At 71.6% G+C, this 18,519-nt stretch carries 14 protein-coding genes; 9 read left to right on the forward strand and 5 right to left on the reverse strand.

Annotated features, from left to right (window positions below):
* Positions 1–108 precede the first annotated feature (108 nt).
* The 7 genes from IF655_RS07245 to IF655_RS07275 all read left to right on the forward strand — a co-directional run bounded on the left by IF655_RS07245 (position 109) and on the right by IF655_RS07275 (position 7,919).
* Positions 109–1,212, forward strand: a complete 1,104-nt coding sequence (locus tag IF655_RS07245) for an iron ABC transporter permease (RefSeq protein ID WP_199583103.1) — start codon at positions 109–111, stop codon at positions 1,210–1,212.
* 23 nt (positions 1,213–1,235) lie between these two features.
* Complete coding sequence (locus IF655_RS07250; protein WP_199583344.1) at positions 1,236–2,294, forward strand: iron chelate uptake ABC transporter family permease subunit; 1,059 nt, start codon at positions 1,236–1,238, stop codon at positions 2,292–2,294.
* Positions 2,295–2,389: 95 nt separating this feature from the next.
* Entirely contained in the window at positions 2,390–3,430 is a 1,041-nt protein-coding gene (locus IF655_RS07255; RefSeq protein ID WP_199583105.1) for an ABC transporter substrate-binding protein, read from the forward strand.
* Between the two features lie 129 nt (positions 3,431–3,559).
* Positions 3,560–4,549 (forward strand): ABC transporter substrate-binding protein, encoded by a 990-nt coding sequence (locus IF655_RS07260; protein ID WP_199583107.1) that lies wholly within the window; start codon positions 3,560–3,562, stop codon positions 4,547–4,549.
* A gap of 181 nt (positions 4,550–4,730) precedes the next feature.
* Positions 4,731–5,654: an LLM class F420-dependent oxidoreductase gene (locus IF655_RS07265; protein WP_199583109.1), complete on the forward strand. Its 924-nt coding sequence runs from the start codon at positions 4,731–4,733 to the stop codon at positions 5,652–5,654.
* A 301-nt stretch (positions 5,655–5,955) separates the two neighbouring features.
* The gene (locus IF655_RS07270) at positions 5,956–6,780 is read left to right on the forward strand and encodes a DUF1684 domain-containing protein (protein WP_199583111.1); all 825 of its coding nucleotides are present in this window, start codon (positions 5,956–5,958) and stop codon (positions 6,778–6,780) included.
* Between the two features lie 44 nt (positions 6,781–6,824).
* Positions 6,825–7,919 (forward strand): alanine racemase, encoded by a 1,095-nt coding sequence (locus IF655_RS07275; RefSeq protein WP_199583113.1) that lies wholly within the window; start codon positions 6,825–6,827, stop codon positions 7,917–7,919.
* A gap of 92 nt (positions 7,920–8,011) precedes the next feature.
* Here the strand turns inward: IF655_RS07275 and IF655_RS07280 are convergent, their stop codons facing one another.
* From IF655_RS07280 to IF655_RS07300, 5 genes are all read right to left on the reverse strand, one after another.
* Complete coding sequence (locus IF655_RS07280) at positions 8,012–9,031, reverse strand: LacI family DNA-binding transcriptional regulator (protein WP_199583115.1); 1,020 nt, start codon at positions 9,029–9,031, stop codon at positions 8,012–8,014.
* A gap of 80 nt (positions 9,032–9,111) precedes the next feature.
* Positions 9,112–10,197 carry a rhamnose ABC transporter substrate-binding protein gene (rhaS, locus tag IF655_RS07285; protein ID WP_199583117.1) on the reverse strand — a complete coding sequence of 362 codons (1,086 nt, stop codon included), beginning with the start codon at positions 10,195–10,197 and terminating at the stop codon, positions 9,112–9,114.
* 15 nt (positions 10,198–10,212) lie between these two features.
* Positions 10,213–11,220, reverse strand: coding sequence for an ABC transporter permease (locus tag IF655_RS07290; RefSeq protein WP_199583119.1), 1,008 nt, complete (start codon positions 11,218–11,220; stop codon positions 10,213–10,215).
* Positions 11,213–12,271: an ABC transporter permease gene (locus tag IF655_RS07295; RefSeq protein ID WP_199583121.1), complete on the reverse strand. Its 1,059-nt coding sequence runs from the start codon at positions 12,269–12,271 to the stop codon at positions 11,213–11,215. Before IF655_RS07295 ends, IF655_RS07290 begins: the two co-directional genes overlap by 8 nt.
* Entirely contained in the window at positions 12,268–13,764 is a 1,497-nt protein-coding gene (locus IF655_RS07300) for a sugar ABC transporter ATP-binding protein (RefSeq protein WP_199583123.1), read from the reverse strand. Before IF655_RS07300 ends, IF655_RS07295 begins: the two co-directional genes overlap by 4 nt.
* 201 nt (positions 13,765–13,965) lie before the next feature.
* Between IF655_RS07300 and IF655_RS07305 the strand changes: the two genes are divergently transcribed.
* Positions 13,966–17,181: an alpha-L-rhamnosidase gene (locus IF655_RS07305; RefSeq protein ID WP_199583125.1), complete on the forward strand. Its 3,216-nt coding sequence runs from the start codon at positions 13,966–13,968 to the stop codon at positions 17,179–17,181.
* A gap of 34 nt (positions 17,182–17,215) precedes the next feature.
* A complete protein-coding gene (gene rhaI / locus IF655_RS07310; protein WP_199583127.1) occupies positions 17,216–18,415 on the forward strand; it encodes an L-rhamnose isomerase in 1,200 nt (399 codons plus the stop codon).
* The last annotated feature ends 104 nt before the right edge of the window (positions 18,416–18,519 follow it).

The following is an 18,519-nucleotide window of genomic DNA, read 5'->3' on the forward strand; positions in this document are numbered from 1 at the left end:
TTCCCTCGGCTTGTCCCGCCTACAAGTGCGCCTATAACGTCACTTAGGCAAGGCTAAGCTAACTCCCGCCGGTTCCTTGTATCGGCAGGTTTGTCGCCAAGGAGCACGATGGGGACCATCAGTGTGCGCACCACCCATGTGCGCGGCACCCATGACGGGGACGCTTCCCCGGTGGGCAGGGACGGTTCCCCACCCGCCGGAAGACGGCGGGGTCGCGCGCTCGCGGCCCGGTTGCTCGGGCTGCTCGGCGCGTGCGCGCTGCTGGGGCTGGTCACCGTCGCGAGCGTCGCCGTCGGGGCGAAGGCGATCCCGCCGGGCGAGGTGCTGCGCGCGCTGGTGCACGGGAGCACCTCGGTCGACGCCTCCGTCGTCCTCGATCTGCGGCTGCCCCGGACGCTGCTCGGTCTCGCCGTCGGAGCCGCGCTCGGCCTGGCGGGCGTGCTGATGCAGGCGCTGACCCGCAATCCGCTCGCCGACCCCGGCATCCTCGGCGTCAACATGGGCGCCTCGGCCGCCGTGGTCGTCGCGATCGCGCTCGGGCACGGCGCGGACCCGTCGTTCTCCGTCTGGTTCGCCTTCGCCGGGGCGGGCATCGCCGCCGCGCTGGTGCATCTGCTGGCGGTGCGCGGCCGTACCGGCCCGGCGCCGGTACGGCTGGCCCTCGCGGGCACCGCGATCAGCGCCGTGCTCAGCGCGCTGATCTCCGTCGTGACGCTCCTGCGCCCCGACGTGTTCGACCAGTTCCGGTTCTGGGGCGTCGGCTCGCTGGCGGGGCTGCCGCTGTCGGTGCTCACCGACGTCCTGCCGTTCCTCGCGGCGGGCGCCCTGCTCGCCCTCGGTCTCTCCGGTCCCCTCAACGCGCTCGCCCTCGGCAACGACACGGCGCGCTCGCTCGGCGCCGGTGTCCGCCGCACCCGCGTCCTCGGACTGCTCGCCGTGACCCTGCTGTGCGGCGCCGCCACCGCCGCCGTCGGACCCATCGCGTTCGTCGGGCTGGCCGTCCCGCATCTGGCGCGGGCGTTCACCGGCCCGGACCACCGCTGGCTGCTGCCGTACTCCATGGTGCTCGGCGCGGTCCTGCTGCTCGCCTCGGACCTGCTCGGGCGGGTCGTCGCCCGGCCCGGCGAGATCCAGGCCGGAATCGTGACGGCGTTCGCCGGAGCGCCCGTGTTCATCGCCCTCGTCCGCCGCCGCAGGATCGCCGAACTGTGACCACTCCCCGACTCCCGCGATCCATGCCGCTGTTCGTCGTCCCGCGCGGCCGGGTGCTGCGCCTCGGCGGTGGCCGGATCTCGCTGCGCTGGCACTCCCGCACCACCCTGGTGTGCCTGCTGCTCGCCGCCGCGTGCGTCGTGGTGGGCGCTGCCGGTCTCACCACCGGCACCTACCAGGTGCCGCTGTCCGGTGTGCTCGCCTGTCTGCTGGGCCACGGCTCCGGCGCCGATTCCTTCATCGTCATGAACCTGCGGCTGCCGCGCCTGGTGGGCGCGCTGCTGGCGGGCGGCGCGCTCGGCATGAGCGGCGCGGTGTTCCAGAGCATGTCCCGCAATCCGCTGGGCAGTCCGGACATCGTCGGCTTCACCAGCGGCGCGGCGAGCGGTGCGGTCGTACAGATCGTGCTGTTCCACGGCGGACCGTACGCCACCGCCCTGGCGGCGATCGGGGGCGGACTCGTCACCGCGCTGGCCGTCGGGCTGCTCGCGGCGGGCCGGGGTGCGGCGGTCGGCCACCGCGTCGTGCTGGTCGGCATCGGCGTCAGCGCGATGCTGACCTCGCTCACGGCGTATCTGCTGACCCGGGCCAGTCTGTACGAGGCGCAGGACGCGCAGATCTGGCTGATCGGCAGCCTCAACTCGGTCACCTGGTCGGTGGTGACACCGCTGGCGGTCGCCCTCGCCGTGCTGACACCCGTGACCGTCCTCGGGGCCCGCGCCCTGAGCTGGCTGGAGCTGGGCGAGGACACCGCCCGGGGTCTGGGGGTGCCGGTGGGCCGGACCCGGCTGGTGCTCGGGATCGCCGCCACGGCCCTCGCCGCCGCCACGACCGCCGCGGTCGGCCCCATCACCTTCGTCGCCCTGGCCGCACCGCATCTGTGCCGCAGCCTCGTCCGCTCCTCGGGGCCACTGGTCGTGCCCGCCGGTCTCATGGGCGCGCTGCTGCTGGCGGCGAGCGACTTCGCCGCCCAACGGGTGCTGCCCGGCACCGAGTTGCCGGTGGGCGCCGTGACCGGCGTGCTGGGCGGCTTGTTCCTGTGCCGACTGCTCGTGGCCCGCCGGAAGGCGGGGAGAGCGTGAAGACGGCTCGCCTACACAGGAGTTACCCGTCCTTCGTCTTACCCCGGTCACCTCGCCGAGACCTCCCCGCCACTCCATGCCCTGAAGGACACTCCATGCCCAGCGCAACGCTCTCTCCTCTGCACCGCCCCGTTCCCGCCCACGCCACCGCACGCCCGACGCGGCGCGGGCTGCTCGTCGGCGGTCTGGGGACGGCCGCCCTCCTCGGGCTGACCGCGTGCGGCTCCAACGAGCCCTCCTCCTCCGCCCGTTCGGGTTCCGGTGACAGCGCGTGGTCGTTCACCGACGACCGGGGCCGCACCGTACGGCTGCCGCACCGGCCGAAGCGGATCGCGTTCCTGACCGACACCGCGGGCGCCCCGCTGTGGGCTGCCGGTCTGCGCCCGGTCGCCGCCACCGACTCCGGACAGGGCATCGTCGCGGCGGTCCACCCCGACTGGTCCGGGGTCACAAAGATCTACTCCGCCGACAAGGGCGTGCACCTGGAGGCGCTCGCACAGGCACGCCCCGACCTGCTGATCGACGCCGTACAGGCCGACGGCACGCTCCAAGTGACCTCGCAGCTCCCGGCGGTGAGCAAGATCGCCCCGGTGGTCGGGCTGAGCACGTACCGGCCCATCGAGAAGATCGCCGGGACCGCCGACCGCCTGACGCGCTCCCTCGGCGCCCACCTCACCGACTCCGCCGCCAAGGACCGTTACCAGGAGGCGAGCACCCGGCTACGGAAGGCGGTGGCAGCCAACCGGGAGTTGCGGGTCGGCTTCGTCTTCGGCATCGACAAGAGCAGCCTCGGTGTGATGAACCCCAGGACCTGGGCCGTGCTGAAGACGGTGAGCGCGCTCGGGATGCGTCTGGTCCCGGTGCCCGACGGTTCCGCCAACACCTACAGCCAGTCGGTGAGTTGGGAGAACGTCCCGTCCCTCCCTGCCGACCTGCTGGTGTGGGCGGTCTCCGACCCGCTGCCGGACAACCCGCTGTGGAAGCGCACGCCGGCCGTGCGGGCGGGGCAGTTCTGGAAGCCCGAACTCACCTCGTGGTACACCTATAGCTGGGACAATTTCGCGGAGTTGCTCGACGGTCTCGCGACCCGTGTCCACACGGCGCGGGCGGGGGTCGGGGCGCGGGGCAGCGCCTGAGCGGGCGCTCGGACGCCAACTCCTTTTCTTCCTCCTTCCTTTGCCGCCAGGCGCCTCTGCGCCGCGCCCCTCCCGCCTGCCTGCCTGCCCTCCTGCGGCTTTCCCCTCGTCCTCAGAACTGGATCAGCCATGCCCTCTTTCCGCCGCGCCGCCTCTGCCACGCCGTCCCGGCGCGTTCGTCCGCTGCGCCCGGCCGTCGCCGCCGTCGCGCTGGCGACGGTCCTCACCGCGTGCGGCTCGTCCGCGTCTCCGTCCTCCTCGCCCAAGGAGGCGACCCATGTGGTCGCCACGGCGCACGGCAAGGTGACGGTGCCCACGCGCCCGCTGCGGATCGTCTCCGTGCACTCGTGGACCACCGAGTCCCTGTTCGACCTGGGTCTGAAGCCCGTCGGTGTGGAGGACAGCGGGGCGAGCTATGTCCCGCCGCGCTACCTCAAGGGGTGGAAGGCCGCCCCCAAGGTGACGACGGGCGCCGACATCGACTACGAGAAGATCGCCGCCCTCAAGCCTGACCTGATCGTCGGCGTCGACGTGCCGTATCTGTCGAAGGCGTACCGGAGGCTGTCGGCCATCGCCCCGACGGCGTTCGCCGCCTTCGACGAGAAGGCCGACTGGGCCGCGTACCCCGCCGAGACGGCCCGTTTCACCGGACGCACCGCCCAACTGGGCGTCCTCAAGCAGAAGTTCGACAACCGGCTGACGGCGGTGCGCGAGAAGTACGGCTCGCGGCTGTCGCACAGCGACTGGGACGTGGTCCAGGGCGGGTTCGACACCGGCAACTACTGGATCTACGGCCCGGCTTCGCCCGTCGGGGACATCCTCGGCAGGCTGGGCGTCCGGTTCGGCTCCGCGAGCGCGTCGGTCCACGGCGGCGCGGTCAAGTCCGTGTCGTACGAGCGGGCCGATCTGCTGAAGGACGCCGACTACGTCGTCTACTACACGAACAACGACGGCTCCCCCGCCAACAAGATCGGCAAGCTGTTCGCGCTGGACACGTTCAAGCGGCTGCCCTCGGCGAAGAACCACCGGCTGATCGGCACCGCCGACTTCCTGCCCGGCTCGTACCAGGACGCCCTGGGTGTGATCGACAGCGTCGAGCAGGCGCTGAAGGCTTCCTGAGCCATACGGAGCCCTCGGCTCGTGGTGCGTGCCCACATGTGTGACTCGTACATGTGTGACTCGTACATGTCGGATTCACACATGCGGAATTCGCACATACATGCGACCCGTACATGTGAATGACAAGAAGCTGTCACAAAAGAACCGGAATGCGGTCCCGCCCACACCCGTTTTCCCTGACATGACTGTGGGAGTAGCACTCAACGCGGCCGACGCGCCGAACCAGGTGGACGCCACCGTGCGGCTGGCCCAGGAGGCGGCGGACGCCGGGCTGCGGTCGGCGTGGTTCGGGCAGACCTTCGGCGCGGACTCGCCGCAGCTCGCGGCGATCGTGGGGCGGGAGGTGCCCGGGTTGCAGGTGGGCACCTCCGCGATCCCCGTCTTCGGCCGCCATCCACTGCTCGTGTCCAGCCAGGCGCTGACCGCCCAGGCGGCGACGCACGGGCGGTACCACCTCGGTCTCGCGCTGGGCACCAAGCTGCTGACCGAGACCGGCTTCGGGCTGCCCTTCGAACGTCCCATCGCCCGGCTGCGTGAATTCCTCACCGCACTGCGGCAGTTGACGCAGACGGGCACCGCCGACTTCCACGGTGAGCTGCTGACCGCCACCACTCCGGTCCCGGCGCGTGTCACGGGTGCCGAGGACGGCGTACCGATCCTGGTCGCCGCGATGGGACCGCAGGCGCTGCGGGTCAGCGGCGAGCTGGCGGACGGCATCCTGCCGTACCTGGCCGGACCGCGTGCCCTCGCGGACCACATCGTCCCCGCCCTGACCGCCGCCGCCGAAGCCGCCGGGCGTCCCGCGCCCCGCGTCGTCGCCCTCGTGCCCGGCGTGGTCACGGACGACGTGGAGGCGGTGCGGCGGAAGGCGACCGAGTACCTCGCCTTCTACGAACAGATCCCGTCCTACGCCCGCGTCCTCGAGCTCTCCGGCGCCCGCCGTGCCTCCGACGTGGCCGTGATCGGCGACGAGAAGGCGGTCGCGGCGGAGGTACGGCGCTACCGCGACGCCGGTGCGACGGAGGTCGTCTTCTCCGGCACGGAGATCGCGGGCGACGAGGACCGGCGCCGCACCTGGACCCTGCTCGGCGAACTGGCCGCCTGATGCTTCTGCCGACTCGCCGGGTCGGGCGGCTCTCCACGGCGGTGACTCGGAGGTGGCCGGTGGCTCACGACACGCGGAATTCAGCAGTGGTCCTCGACATGGACCATGTGCCGTCCCGGCTCGGCGCGGAACTCGTGGGCCAGGTAGCGCCCGGTCGGGGACGTTCCCCCCTGGCCCTTGTACGCGTCCTTGATCCGCTCCGTGACGGTCCGTGGAGGGCGCGCACGCCGGCCACGTCGCGTCGTCGCGGCCGTCCCTTCCCGCATCACCACGTACTGCCCGACGCAATGAAGGAGTTCGCATGACCACCGAAGCGACCACGACGGACCTCCGCGCCTTCACCGAGGACTGGCTGGAGTGGTACCGCGCCCACGAGGCGCGGCTGTCCGCCCCGCACGGCTTCCTGGCGATCACCGGTCTGCACTGGCTGGACGACCGCCCCCAGCGCTTCCCCGACGCGCCCGGCGCCTGGCACACCGGCGCCGAGGGCGTCGTGGTGAACCTGGACGAAGGCGAAGAACTGCTGGTGGACGGCGTGCCGGTCCGGGGCGAACACCGCTTCGGCGTGCTCCCCGAACGCGGCGGGGTCGACGCCGTGTGGGGCGACGCCGTCATCGAGGTCGCCAAGCGCGGCGGGCACGACATCGTCCGCCCCCGCCACCCGGACGCACCCCTGCGCACAGCCTTCACCGGCACCCCCGCCTACGCCCCCGACCCTCGCTGGGCGGTCACCGGGCGCTACGTCCCCTTCGACACGCCCCGCCCCACGACCGTCGGCGCGGCGGTCGAGGGTCTTGAGCACGTGTACGACGCTCCGGGCCGGATCGAGTTCGAACTCGACGGCCACGCGCTCTCGTTGACCGCGTTCCCCGGCGCGGGCGAGGGGCGCCTCATGACCTTGTTCACCGACGCCACCTCCGGCGTCACCACCTACGCCGCCAACCGCGCCCTCACCATCGACCCGCCCGCCCCCGACGGCACGGTCCTGCTGGACTTCAACCGCGCCGCCAACCTCCCGTGCGCGTACACGGACCTCGCCACCTGCCCGCTGCCTCCGGCGGAGAACCGGCTGCCGGTGGCGATCGAGGCGGGGGAGAAGATTCCGCGGGAGCGCGGGGGGTCGTGAGCGGGGTGCTCGATCGCTGAGAGATCAGCCGTGGAGGCGAAGCAATGACGACACCGCTGCCCGACGGGCTGCCCAGCCCCGCGCTCGTGGTCGACCTGGACGTCCTGGACAGGAACATCGCCCGGATGGCCGAGGCGTCGCGCGCCCACGGCTTCGCCCTGCGCCCGCACGCCAAGAGCCACAAGTGCCCGCAGATCGCCGAGCGCCAGCTTCGCTCCGGCGCGCGCGGTCTGTCGGTGGCCACGATCGGCGAGGCGGAGGCGCTCGCCCGTTCCGGGGTGGACGACCTGTTCGTCGCCTATCCCGTGTGGCTCGACGCCGACAAGGCGCGACGGCTGCGCCGCCTGGCGGACGACGTCGCGCTGCGCGTCGGCGTCGAGTCGGTCGAGGGTGCCCGGCGGCTGGGGGACGCCCTGCGCGGCAGCGCCCGGACGGTCGAGGTGCTGGTGGAGGTCGACAGCGGCGTTCATCGGACGGGAGTGCTGCCCGACGCCGCCGGGGAGATCGGGAAGGCGGCCGACGACGCGGGGTTGCGTGTCGTCGGCGTGTTCACCTTCCCCGGCCACGGCTACGCCCATGACCCCACGGCACGCGAACGCGCCGCCCGCGACGAGGAACGCGCCCTGAGCGAAGCCGCCGGGTCGCTCCGCCACCTCGGCCTCGGCGCCCATGTGGTCAGCGGCGGCTCGACTCCCACGGCGGGACAGTGGCAGCCGGGCCCGGTCAACGAACTGCGCCCCGGCGTCTACGTCTTCAACGACGCCCTGCAACTGGCCATCGGCACCTGCGACGTGAGCGACCTCGCCCTGGCCGCCGCGGGGACAGTCGTCAGCGTCCCTGCCCCCGACCGCTTCGTCCTCGACCTCGGCAGCAAGGTCCTCGGCGCCGACACCTCCCCCTGGGTGACGGGCCACGGCTACCTCCCCGCCTTCCCTCAGGCCACCATCACCGGACTGTGGGAACACCACGCCATCGTTCACCTGCCGGAAGGCGTACGGGGACCACACCTCGGAGCGCTGATCGCTGTGGTGCCCAACCATGTGTGCACGCCGGTCAATCTCGCGGACGAGCTGGTGGTGGTGCGAGAGGGCGAGGTGGTCGACCGCTGGGCGGTGACGGCGCGCGGGGCGAACACCTGAGGGCAGGGGCACGGACATCACCAACGCCTCGGCCGAGCGGATCGTCGCCGAGGCTCTCGGATACCCGCCCATGGCGCTCTGACCGACCCCGCTCACCGCGCCACCAGGCTCGACCCCCGCACCACCAACTCCGGCTGCAGCACGACCCGCTGGTGCGTGTGACCGTCGGCCCCCGCCTCCGTCTCCTCCAGCAGCAGCTCCGTCGCCAGCGCCCCCATCGTCACTGCGGGCTGCCGTACCGAGGTCAGCGGCACCGCCGATGCCGCCGCGAACTCGATGTCGTCGTAGCCGACGAGGGCCATGTCCTGGGGGACCTTGACCCCGGCGGCGTAGAGAGCCTGGAGGACGCCGAGGGCGAGGAGGTCGTTGGCGCAGAAGACGGCGGTGGGGCGGTGGGCGAGACCGAGGAGACGGGCTCCGGCGTCGCGGCCGGCGGCGACGTCGAGGCGGTCGGTGGGCAGTTCGCGCAGGGCTTCGGGGGGCAGACCTGCCTGGGCGAGGGCGAGGAGGGCGCCTTCGCGGCGGTCCTTGACCTGGTTGAGCTGGGGCGGTCCGCTGACGTAGGCGAGGGAGCGGTGGCCGGTGTCGACGAGGTGGCGTACGGCGAGCAGTCCGCCCGCCACGTCGTCCACGGAGACCGAGCACTCGGTGGTGCCCTCGGCCACCCGGTCGACCAGGACGAACGGGATGCGGTGACGGCGGAAGGCGTCGATGTTGCGTCCCGTGGCGTCGGCGGGAGTCAACAGGACCCCCCGGACCCGGTGTTCGGCGAAGAGGGAGAGGTACTCGGCCTCCTCGGCGGGGTTCTGGCCACTGTTGCAGACCATGACCCCGATCCCCGCCTCGCGCGCGGCGCGTTCGGCACCGCGCGCCACGTCCACGAAAAAGGGGTTGCCCATGTCGAGGACGAGCAGCGAGATGATCCGGCTGCGCCCGGCGCGGAGTTGGCGTGCGCTCTCGCTGCGGACGTAGCCGAGCCGGTCGATGACGGACTGGACGCGCAGCCGGGTCTCCTCGGTGACCGTCTCGGGGCGATTGATGACGTTCGAGACGGTGCCCACCGAAACCCCCGCGTGCCGGGCCACGTCCTTGATGCCGACTCTGCCTGCCATGCGCGCCTGTGCTCCGTTCCCCTGTCCCCCACCCCGCGCCCAGCCTATGCCGGGCGCGCCGCACCGCCCCCGGCGCCGGGTCAGAACCTGTACTTGTCGATGTTGCCCTGGTCGAAGACGGTGGGCTTGCCGAGGTCGACGACGCCCTGGTCACCGATGGTGAAGCTGCCGAGGTCCCCGGCCTTGAACGTCTCGCCGCGCTGCCCGGTGATCTGCCCGGAGGAGAGCGCGACGGCGGCGTGCGCGGCGAGGGCGCCGAGCTTGGCCGGGTCCCACAGCTCGAAGGCGCCGACGGTGCCGTTCTTGACGTACCGGCGCATGTCGTTGGGGGTGCCGAGCCCGGTCAGCTCGACCTTGCCCTTGTACTTGGAGCCGGACAGGTACTGTGCCGCCGCCTTGATGCCGACGGTGGTCGGGGAGATGATCCCGGCGAGCTTGGGGTGCTCCTGGAGGAGACCCTGGGTCTGCTGGAAGGACTGCTGGGCGTCGTCGTTGCCGTAGGCGGTCGCGACCAGCTTCATGTTCTTGTACTTCGGCTTCTTGAGTTCGTCCTTCATGAACCCGATCCAGGTGTTCTGGTTCGTCGCCGTCTGCGCGGCGGAGAGGATCGCGATCTCCCCCTTGTAGCCGAGCTGTTGGCCGAGCAACTGGACCTGGCTGCGACCGAGCGCCTCGGCGCTCGCCTGCGAGACGAACACGTCACGGCACCCCGCGTTGGTGTCGGAGTCGTAGGTGACGACCTTGATGCCGTTCTTCATCGCCTGCTTGAGCGCGGTGCACAGGGCGCCGGGGTCCTGGGCGGACACGGCGATACCGTCGACCTGTTGCTGGGTGAGGGTGTTGACGTAGGAGACCTGACCGGAGGTGTCGGTGGCGCTGCTCGGGCCGACTTCCTTGAAGGAGGAGCCCAGTTGCTTCAGCGCCCGCTCGCCGCCCTTGTCGGCGACGGTGAAGTACGGGTTGTTGACCTGCTTGGGCAGGAAGGCGACCGTAAGTCCCTTCTTGGTGGCGGCGTTCGGGTCCGCGTGCGCGTGGGACGCCTTGGCACCGCCGTCCTCCCGGGCCACGGACTTCTTCGTGGTGCCCCCGCACGCGGTCACGGTGAGAGCGAGCGTGATGACGGCGGCGAGTGCCGTACTCACCTGGCGGCTCAAGGGAGTTGACATCACAGGTGGTTCCCTTCAGGAGGCGTGCGTCGGGACGGTGGCCGCGGCGCCGCGCCCGGCCCGCGCGGTGGTGATCCGGCGGGCGAGGCGCGGACCGAGCACGGAGACGACGAGGAGAACGCCGGTGACGACGATCTGGGACTGCGCGGAGACGTCGAGCAGGCTCATCACGTTCTGGAGGGTGCCGAGCAGGAAGACCCCGGCGAGGGCGCCGCCGAGCGTTCCCCGGCCGCCGTCGAAGGCGACGCCGCCGAGCAACACGGCGGCGATGACGGTGAGTTCGAGCCCGGTGGCGTTGTCGTAGCGGGCGCTGGCGTAGTGCAGCGCCCAGAAGATGCCGGTGGCGGACGCCATCAGACCGGTGGCGGTGAACAGGCAGAGCTTCTGCCGCTTGACCCGGATTCCCGCGAACCGCGCCGCCTCCTCGTTGGCGCCGATGGCGAAGAGCGAGCGCCCGAACGGGGTCGCGTGCAGCGTGACGACGGCGAGCGCGAGCAGGGCCAGAAAGGGCGGCAGGGCGTACGGGACGAAGGTGCCGTCGATGCGGCCCGCCGCGAAGTCGAGGTAGCCGGAGGGGAAGTCGGTGACCGCGTCGGAGCCGAAGACGATCTGCGCGACGCCCCGGTAGGCGGCCATGGTGCCGATGGTGACGGCGAGGGACGGCAGCCCGAGGCGCGTCACCAGCAGTCCGTTGACCAGCCCGCACACGACGCCGAGCAGCAGGCAGAGCGGGATGATCGTCTCGATGGCCGTCCCGGCGTTCCACAGCGCGCCCATCACCGCCCCGGACAGTCCGGCGGTGGAGGCGACCGACAGATCGATCTCGCCGGACACCACCAGCAGCGTCATGGGCAGCGCGATCAGCGCGACCGGCAGGGTGTTGCCGATCAGGAACGACAGGTTGAGGGCGTTGCCGAAGCCGTCCACGCACGAGAAGGACAGCAGCAGGAGGACCAGCAGCAGGGCGCCGACGACGGTGTCCCAGCGGACGGCGCGCGACAGCGGCGCGGGCGTGTCAGCCATGGTGACCTTCCCTCCGGTTCGACAGGGACCGCTTCTTCAGGGCGCGGGCGACGCGCAGCGCCACGATCCGGTCGACCGCGATGGCGAGCACCAGCAGCACGCCGTTGACGGCCAGCACCCACACGGAGCTGACGCCGAGGGCGGGGAGCACACTGCCCACGGTGGTGAGCAGCAGCGCGCCGAGCGCCGCGCCCCACACACTCCCGGAGCCTCCGGTGAAGGCGACGCCGCCGACCACCACGGCGCTGACGACGGTGAGTTCGTAGCCGCTGCCCGTCGAGCTGTCGACGTTGCCGAACCGGGCGAGATAGAGGGTTCCGGCCAGTCCGCTGAGGGCTCCGCAGGCGGTGTAGACGGCGAGGACGCGCCGCCGGACGGGGATGCCGGCCAGGCGTGCCGCCTCGGGGTTGGAGCCGAGGGCGTACAGTTCGCGCCCGCCGCCGTAGTGGCGCAAGTAGTAGGCGGTGCCGACCAGTACGGCGAGGGCGATCAGGACGAGCCAGGGGACGGCACCGATGCCGCCGGAACCGAAGTCGACGAAGCCGCCGGGCAGGTCGGAGGCGGTGATCTGGCGGGAGCCGACCCAGAGCGAGTCCAGACCCCGCACGATGTAGAGGCTGCCGAGGGTGACGACGAGGGCGGGGACCTGACCGAGGCTGACGAGGGCGCCGTTGAGCAGCCCGCAGCCGACGCCGAGGGCGACCGCGAGCAGGATCGCGACCGTGACCGAGCCGCCGTGCTGAAGATGGTCACCGGCGGCGAAGGCGCAGACGCCGAGCACGGAGCCGACGGACAGGTCGACGTTGCGGGTGACGACGACGAGCGCCTGCCCCGTGGCGACGAGGATCAGGATCGTCGCGTTGAGCAGGAGGTCCTTGACGCCCTGGGTGGAGAGGAACGCGCTGTTGTCCGCCTGGGTGACCGCGATCATCACCAACAGGACGAGCAGGATGGCGAGTTCGCGCAGTTTCAGCACACGGTCGACCAGCCGGGTGGCGCGGGAGCGCTCCGGTCCGACGGCCGGGACCGGCGGGTGCTCGGTGACGGTCATGCCGCCCTCCCGGTGGCTGCCGCGAGTACAGATTCCTCGGTGGCTGCCGCGCGCGGTATCTCGGCGGTGAGCCGTCCCTCGCGCATGACGAGGACGCGGTCGGCCATGCCGAGGATCTCCGGCAGATCGGAGGAGATCATCAGCACGGCGACCCCGTCGGCGGCGAGCCCGGACAGCAGCCGGTGCACCTCCGCCCGGGTGCCGATGTCGATGCCACGCGTGGGCTCGTCCACGATGAGCACCCGGGGTCCGGTGGCGAGCCACTTGGCGAGGACGACCTTTTGCTGGTTGCCACCGGACAGGGTGCCGACGGCGTCCGCGAGGCGCGCGTACTTGACCCGCAGCCGGGTTGCCCAGTCGACGGCCCGGCTGCGTTCGGCGCGGCGGCTGCTCAGTCCGGCGCGCGTGGTCGCGCTCAGTCCGGTCAGGCCGATGTTGCGCTCGATGGACAGCGCCATCACCAGACCCTGGGCGCGCCGGTCCTCCGGGACGAGACCGAGCCCGGCGGCCATGGCGGCGCTCGGGGCGCCCCCGGTCAGCGGCTTGCCGCACACCTCGACCGATCCGGCGTCCCACCGGTCGACGCCGAACACGGCGCGCGCGACCTCGCTGCGACCGGCGCCGACCAGACCCGCGAGCCCGACGATCTCCCCGCGCCGCACCTCGAAGGACACGTCGGTGAAGACACCTTCGCGAGTCAACCGGCTGACTTTGAGCGCCACTTCGCCGATCTCGGCGGGCTGCTTCGGATAGAGCTGGTCGAGGTCCCGGCCGACCATGCGGCGCACCAGATCGTCCTCGGTGAGTCCCTCGACGGGCTCGCTCGCGACGAGTCTGCCGTCGCGCAGGGTCGTGACGTCCTGGCAGAGGGCGAAGATCTCCTCCAGGCGGTGGGAGATGAACAGGATCGCGGAGCCCTGCGCGCGCAGCGTGCGCACGACGCCGAAGAGACGGGCGACCTCGCTGCCGGTGAGGGCGGCGGTCGGCTCGTCCATGATCAGCACGCGGGCGTCGAAGGAGAGCGCCTTGGCGATCTCGACGAGCTGCTGGTCGGCGATGGACAGACCGCGCGCGGGCCGCTCGGGGTCGAGATCGACGCCGAGCCGGGTGAAGAGTTCCCCGGCGGCCGCGTTCACGGCCCTGTGGTCGACGCGCCCGAGGGAACGGCGGGGCTGGCGGCCCATGAAGATGTTCTCCGCGACCGACAGGTCGGGGAAGAGCGTCGGCTCCTGGTAGATGACGGCCACCCCGGCGTCGCGGGCGTCGGCAGGACCGTGCAGGACGACCGGCTTCCCGTCGAGCAACAGGGTGCCCGCGTCGGGGCGGTGGACGCCCGCGAGCGTCTTGATGAGGGTGGACTTCCCGGCGCCGTTCTCGCCCGCCAGGGCATGGGCCCGGCCGGCGTGCAGCTCCAGGGTGACGTCGTGGAGCGCGCGGACGGCGCCGAAGGACTTGCTCAGGCCCTGCGCGGCCAGGACGGGGGGCTCCGGCATGGTCACACCGATCGGTCGGGTGAAAGGTTTCAGTCAGTGCCCACGGAAGCTAGACCCGCCCCAACTACCGAGTCAATGGGCCGGAGTTGGATTTGTTTCCGACGACCCGGAACCGGACCGCACCCCTTGACGAGCCGTATCCGCACCCCTAGCTTCGCCTCCCGTGAAACGATTCACAGCCGAGTCGTTACGGAGCCGACCGTGATCAGCAGAAGACACCTGTTGGGCACCACCGCCACCTCCGCGCTTGTGACCGCAGTGGGCTCCGGGCGCGCTTCGGCCGCCGAGCCTGTCGGGTCGACCGCGTCGGTGACCGCTTCCGCCGTCGAGCATCAACCGCCGCGCGTCTCCCGGCCGACCGTGGAGTACGTGAGCCACCCCCTCGGACTCGACACCGCGCGCCCCCGCTTGAGTTGGCCACTGGAACCGCAGGGGTCCGGCCAGTCGCAGAGCGCCTACCAGATCCGGGTGGCCACCTCCCCGGACCGCCTGACCGCGCCCGACGTGTGGGACAGCGGCAAGATCGTCTCCCGTGACTCGGTCCTGGTCCCGTACGCGGGACCGGAGTTGAGGTCGCGCACCCGCTACCACTGGCAGGTCCGCGTCTGGGACGCGGCGGACCGCCCCGGCGCATGGAGCGAGCCCTCCTGGTGGGAGACGGGCCTGACGGCGGCGTCCGACTGGTCCGCGCGGTGGATCGCCGCTCCCGCCCGGCTGGTCGGCGCGCCGTCCCTGGAGGGCGCGTCCTGGATCTGGTTCCCCGAGGGCGATCCCGCCAACAGCGCTCCTGCGGCGACCCGTTGGTTCCGTGGCCGCGTCGAGGTGCCCGAGGGGGTGACCCGGGTCCGGCTGGTCATGTCGGCGGACGACGGCTTCACCGCCCACGCCGACGGCGTCCAGCTTGCCCACGTCGAACCGGACGGTCCGGCGGACAACTGGCGGCGCCCGGTCGTGGTGGACGCACAACTGGAGCCGGGTTCAGCGGTGTTCGCCGTCGCCGCGACCAACGCGACGACGGGTACGGCGGGTCTCATCGGTCTGATCGAGCTGACCACCCCGGACGGGGTCCGCACCGTCGTGACCGACGGCTCCTGGAAGACCGTCGACAAGGAGCCTGCGGGCGACTGGCGTTCGCCCGACTACGACGACGGCTCCTGGTCGTCCGCCAAGGTGCTCGCCCCGTGGGGCGGCGGACCCTGGGGCAGGATATCGGCCGCCTACTCCCCCGCCGCCCAGTTGCGCCACGAGTTCCGTCTCCCGGCCGGGAAGAAGGTCGCGCGGGCCCGCCTGTACGCTTCCGCGCTCGGCCTCTACGAGGCTCACCTCAACGGCACCCGCGTGGGCGAGGACCGGCTCGCCCCGGGCTGGACCGACTACCGCCGACGGGTCCAGTACCAGACGTACGACGTGACGAAGCAGCTCGCCCGTGGCGCCAACGCGCTCGCGGTGACCCTCGCGGCGGGCTGGTACGCGGGCAGCGTCGCGTGGTTCGGTCCGCATCAGTACGGCGAACGTCCCGCCTTCATCGGTCAGTTGGAGGTGACGTACACCGACGGCTCGACGGACCGCGTGCTGTCCGGCACCGACTGGCGTGCGGCGACCGGACCGGTCACGAACGCCGACCTGATGGCGGGCGAGGACTACGACGCCCGGCGCGAGACCCCGGGCTGGACGCGTCCCGGCTACGACGACTCCCCCTGGACCGCCGTCGACGGGGTGGAGAAGGTGACAGCCGAGCTGGTCGCCCAGGTCGACGGTCCCGTACGCCTGGAACGCGACCTCCCCGCGAAGCGGATGACCGAACCCCGGCCCGGCGTCTTCGTCTTCGACCTCGGACAGAACATGGTGGGCGCCGTCCGCCTGCGCGTCCGGGGCGAGGCGGGCACCACCGTACGGCTGCGGCACGCGGAGGTGCTGAACCCCGACGGCACGCCGTACACCGCGAACCTGCGGACGGCGCGGGCCACCGACACCTACGTCCTCAAGGGCGAGGGCACCGAGACCTTCGAACCGCGCTTCACCTTCCACGGGTTCCGCTATGTCGAGGTCACCGGCTACCCGGGCAAGCCGCCGCTCGACGCGGTCACCGGTCGCGTGATCCACACGTCGGCGCCCTTCACCATGTCGTTCAAGACCGATGTCCCGATGCTCAACCAGCTCCACAGCAACATCACTTGGGGACAGCGCGGCAACTTCCTGTCCATCCCCACCGACACCCCGGCCCGCGACGAACGGCTCGGCTGGACCGGCGACATCAACGTCTTCGCGCCGACGGCCACTTACACCATGGAGTCGGCGCGCTTCCTCACCAAGTGGCTGGACGACCTGCGCGACGGCCAGACGGCGGACGGCGCCTTCCCCAACGTGGCGCCGTACATGGACGTCGGTACGGGCACGGCGGGTTGGGGCGACGCCGGAGTGACCGTCCCGTGGGCGCTCTACCAGACGTACGGGGACGTACGGGTCCTGGAGCGGGCGTGGGCGTCGATGGTGCGGTGGCTCGACCACCTGAAGGCGCACAGCTCCGGGTATCTGCGCCCGGCCGAGGGATACGGCGACTGGCTGAACGTCGACGACGAGACCCCGAAGGACGTCCTCGCCACCGCGTACTTCGCGCACAGCGCGGCGCTGGTGGCCGCCGCGGCCGAGGCGCTGGACAAGGACCCTGCCCCGTACCGGACGCTCTTCGGGAACGTCCGCGACGCCTTCCGGGCGGCTTACGTCACCGGGGCGGGGCGAGTGAAGGGCGACACCCAGACGGCGTACGTCCTGGCCCTCTCCATGGACCTGCTCGCCGACTCGGACCGCGCACCGGCCGCCGACCGTCTGGTGGAGCTGATCGAGGCGCGGGACGGGCACCTCTCGACCGGCTTCCTCGGCACCCCGCGCCTGCTGCCCGTGCTCACCGACACGGGGCACACCGACATCGCCTACCGGCTCCTGACCCAGCGTTCCTTCCCCAGTTGGGGCTACCAGATCGACCGGGGCGCCACCACCATGTGGGAGCGCTGGGACTCCATCAAGCCGGACGGCACCTTCCAGGACGCCGGGATGAACTCCTTCAACCACTACGCGTACGGCTCGGTCGGCGAGTGGATGTACGCCCACATCGCCGGGATCGCCCCCGCCGCGCCCGGCTTCCGGAAGATCCTCGTGCGCCCGCGCCCCGGCGGTGGCGTGACCGAGGCGCACGCCCGCTTCGACTCGGTGTACGGCCGTGTCTCGACGGACTGGAAGACGGACGCCGAGGGTTTCCGCCTCACCCTGACCGTGCCGCCCAACACCAGCGCGGAGGTGTGGATCCCCGACGGCAGGCGACCCGCCCACGTCACCGGCGACACCGCCCGACTGCTGCGCCGCGAGGACGGCAGCACCGTCTTCACCGCACCCCCGGGAACCCACCACTTCGCCAACTGACCCATCGGGAACCACCCTTGAGAAGGGCTGCGCGATGACCTCCGGAACCAGCAAGGACGCCGCCGGTACCAGGACCCTGACGCGGGACGAGGTGAAGGCGGCGCTGGCCGCCCAGGCCGTCGAGACACCGTCGTGGGCGTACGCCAACTCCGGTACGCGCTTCAAGGTGTTCGCGCAGCCCGGCGTCCCCCGCACCCCCTTCGAGAAGCTGGACGACGCCGCCCAGGTGCACGCGTACACAGGGGTGGCGCCCACCGTCGCCCTGCACATTCCGTGGGACCGCGTCGACGACTACGCGGCGCTGGCCGCCCACGCGGAGAAGCGGGGGCTGCGGATCGGGGCGATCAACTCCAATGTGTTCCAGGACGACGACTACAAACTGGGGTCGGTCACCAACCCCGACCCGGCGGTGCGCCGCAAAGCCGTCGCCCATCTCCTCGACTGCGTCGGCATCATGGAGGAGACGGGGTCCACGGACCTGAAGCTCTGGTTCTCCGACGGCACCAACTACCCCGGCCAGGACGACCTCCGCACCCGCCAGGACCGGCTCGCCGAGGCTCTGCGCACGGTCTACGACCGCCTGGGTGACGGTCACCGGATGCTCCTGGAGTACAAGCTCTTCGAACCGGCCTTCTACGCCACCGACGTGCCCGACTGGGGCACCGCCTACGCCCACTGCCTCCGCCTCGGACCGAAGGCACAGGTGGTGGTGGACACCGGCCATCACGCGCCCGGCACCAACATCGAGTTCATCGTCGCGACGCTGCTGCGCGAGGGAAAGCTAGGCGGCTTCGACTTCAACTCCCGTTTCTACGCGGACGACGACCTGATGGCCGGTGCCGCGGACCCCTTCCAGCTCTTCCGCATCATGTACGAGGTGGTGCGGGGCGGGGGGTTCACGCCGGACGTGGCGTTCATGCTCGACCAGTGCCACAACATCGAGGCGAAGATCCCGGCGATCATCCGCTCGGTGATGAACGTCCAGGAAGCCACGGCCAAGGCGCTCCTGGTCGACGGCGACGCTCTGCGCGACGCCCAGCGCGCGGGGGACGTGCTGGCGGCCAACGGCGTTCTGATGGACGCGTTCAGTACGGATGTACGCCCGCTGCTCGCGGAGGTGCGGCAGGACGCGGGGCTCGATCCCGACCCGCTGTCCGCCTACCGGCGCTCGGGCCGGCAGGAGCGGATCGTCGCGGAGCGGGTCGGGGGCGTACAGGCGGGGTGGGGGGCGTGAGCGGCATGGGGGCGGAACACATGGCGGGGCACCACATGGGGGAAGACCACATGGCGGGGCACCACACGGGAGAGGACCACACGGCCGGGCACCGCACAGGAGAA

Origin of the sequence: Streptomyces sp. DSM 110735 (assembly GCF_016482685.1) — a bacterium.
Lineage (GTDB): Bacteria > Actinomycetota > Actinomycetes > Streptomycetales > Streptomycetaceae > Streptomyces.

Excerpts from the sequence above, each read along its gene's own strand:
- IF655_RS07295 (WP_199583121.1), bottom strand. The coding sequence starts at position 12,271 with ATGACCGTCACCGAGCACCCGCCGGTCCCGGCCGTCGGACCGGAGCGC.
- IF655_RS07290 (WP_199583119.1), bottom strand. The coding sequence starts at position 11,220 with ATGGCTGACACGCCCGCGCCGCTGTCGCGCGCCGTCCGCTGGGACACC.
- IF655_RS07280 (WP_199583115.1), bottom strand. The coding sequence starts at position 9,031 with ATGGCAGGCAGAGTCGGCATCAAGGACGTGGCCCGGCACGCGGGGGTT.
- rhaS (WP_199583117.1), bottom strand. The coding sequence starts at position 10,197 with ATGTCAACTCCCTTGAGCCGCCAGGTGAGTACGGCACTCGCCGCCGTC.
- IF655_RS07255 (WP_199583105.1), top strand. The coding sequence starts at position 2,390 with ATGCCCAGCGCAACGCTCTCTCCTCTGCACCGCCCCGTTCCCGCCCAC.
- IF655_RS07275 (WP_199583113.1), top strand. The coding sequence starts at position 6,825 with ATGACGACACCGCTGCCCGACGGGCTGCCCAGCCCCGCGCTCGTGGTC.
- IF655_RS07265 (WP_199583109.1), top strand. The coding sequence starts at position 4,731 with ATGACTGTGGGAGTAGCACTCAACGCGGCCGACGCGCCGAACCAGGTG.
- IF655_RS07260 (WP_199583107.1), top strand. The coding sequence starts at position 3,560 with ATGCCCTCTTTCCGCCGCGCCGCCTCTGCCACGCCGTCCCGGCGCGTT.
- rhaI (WP_199583127.1), top strand. The coding sequence starts at position 17,216 with ATGACCTCCGGAACCAGCAAGGACGCCGCCGGTACCAGGACCCTGACG.
- IF655_RS07245 (WP_199583103.1), top strand. The coding sequence starts at position 109 with ATGGGGACCATCAGTGTGCGCACCACCCATGTGCGCGGCACCCATGAC.
- IF655_RS07250 (WP_199583344.1), top strand. The coding sequence starts at position 1,236 with ATGCCGCTGTTCGTCGTCCCGCGCGGCCGGGTGCTGCGCCTCGGCGGT.
- IF655_RS07300 (WP_199583123.1), bottom strand. The coding sequence starts at position 13,764 with ATGCCGGAGCCCCCCGTCCTGGCCGCGCAGGGCCTGAGCAAGTCCTTC.
- IF655_RS07270 (WP_199583111.1), top strand. The coding sequence starts at position 5,956 with ATGACCACCGAAGCGACCACGACGGACCTCCGCGCCTTCACCGAGGAC.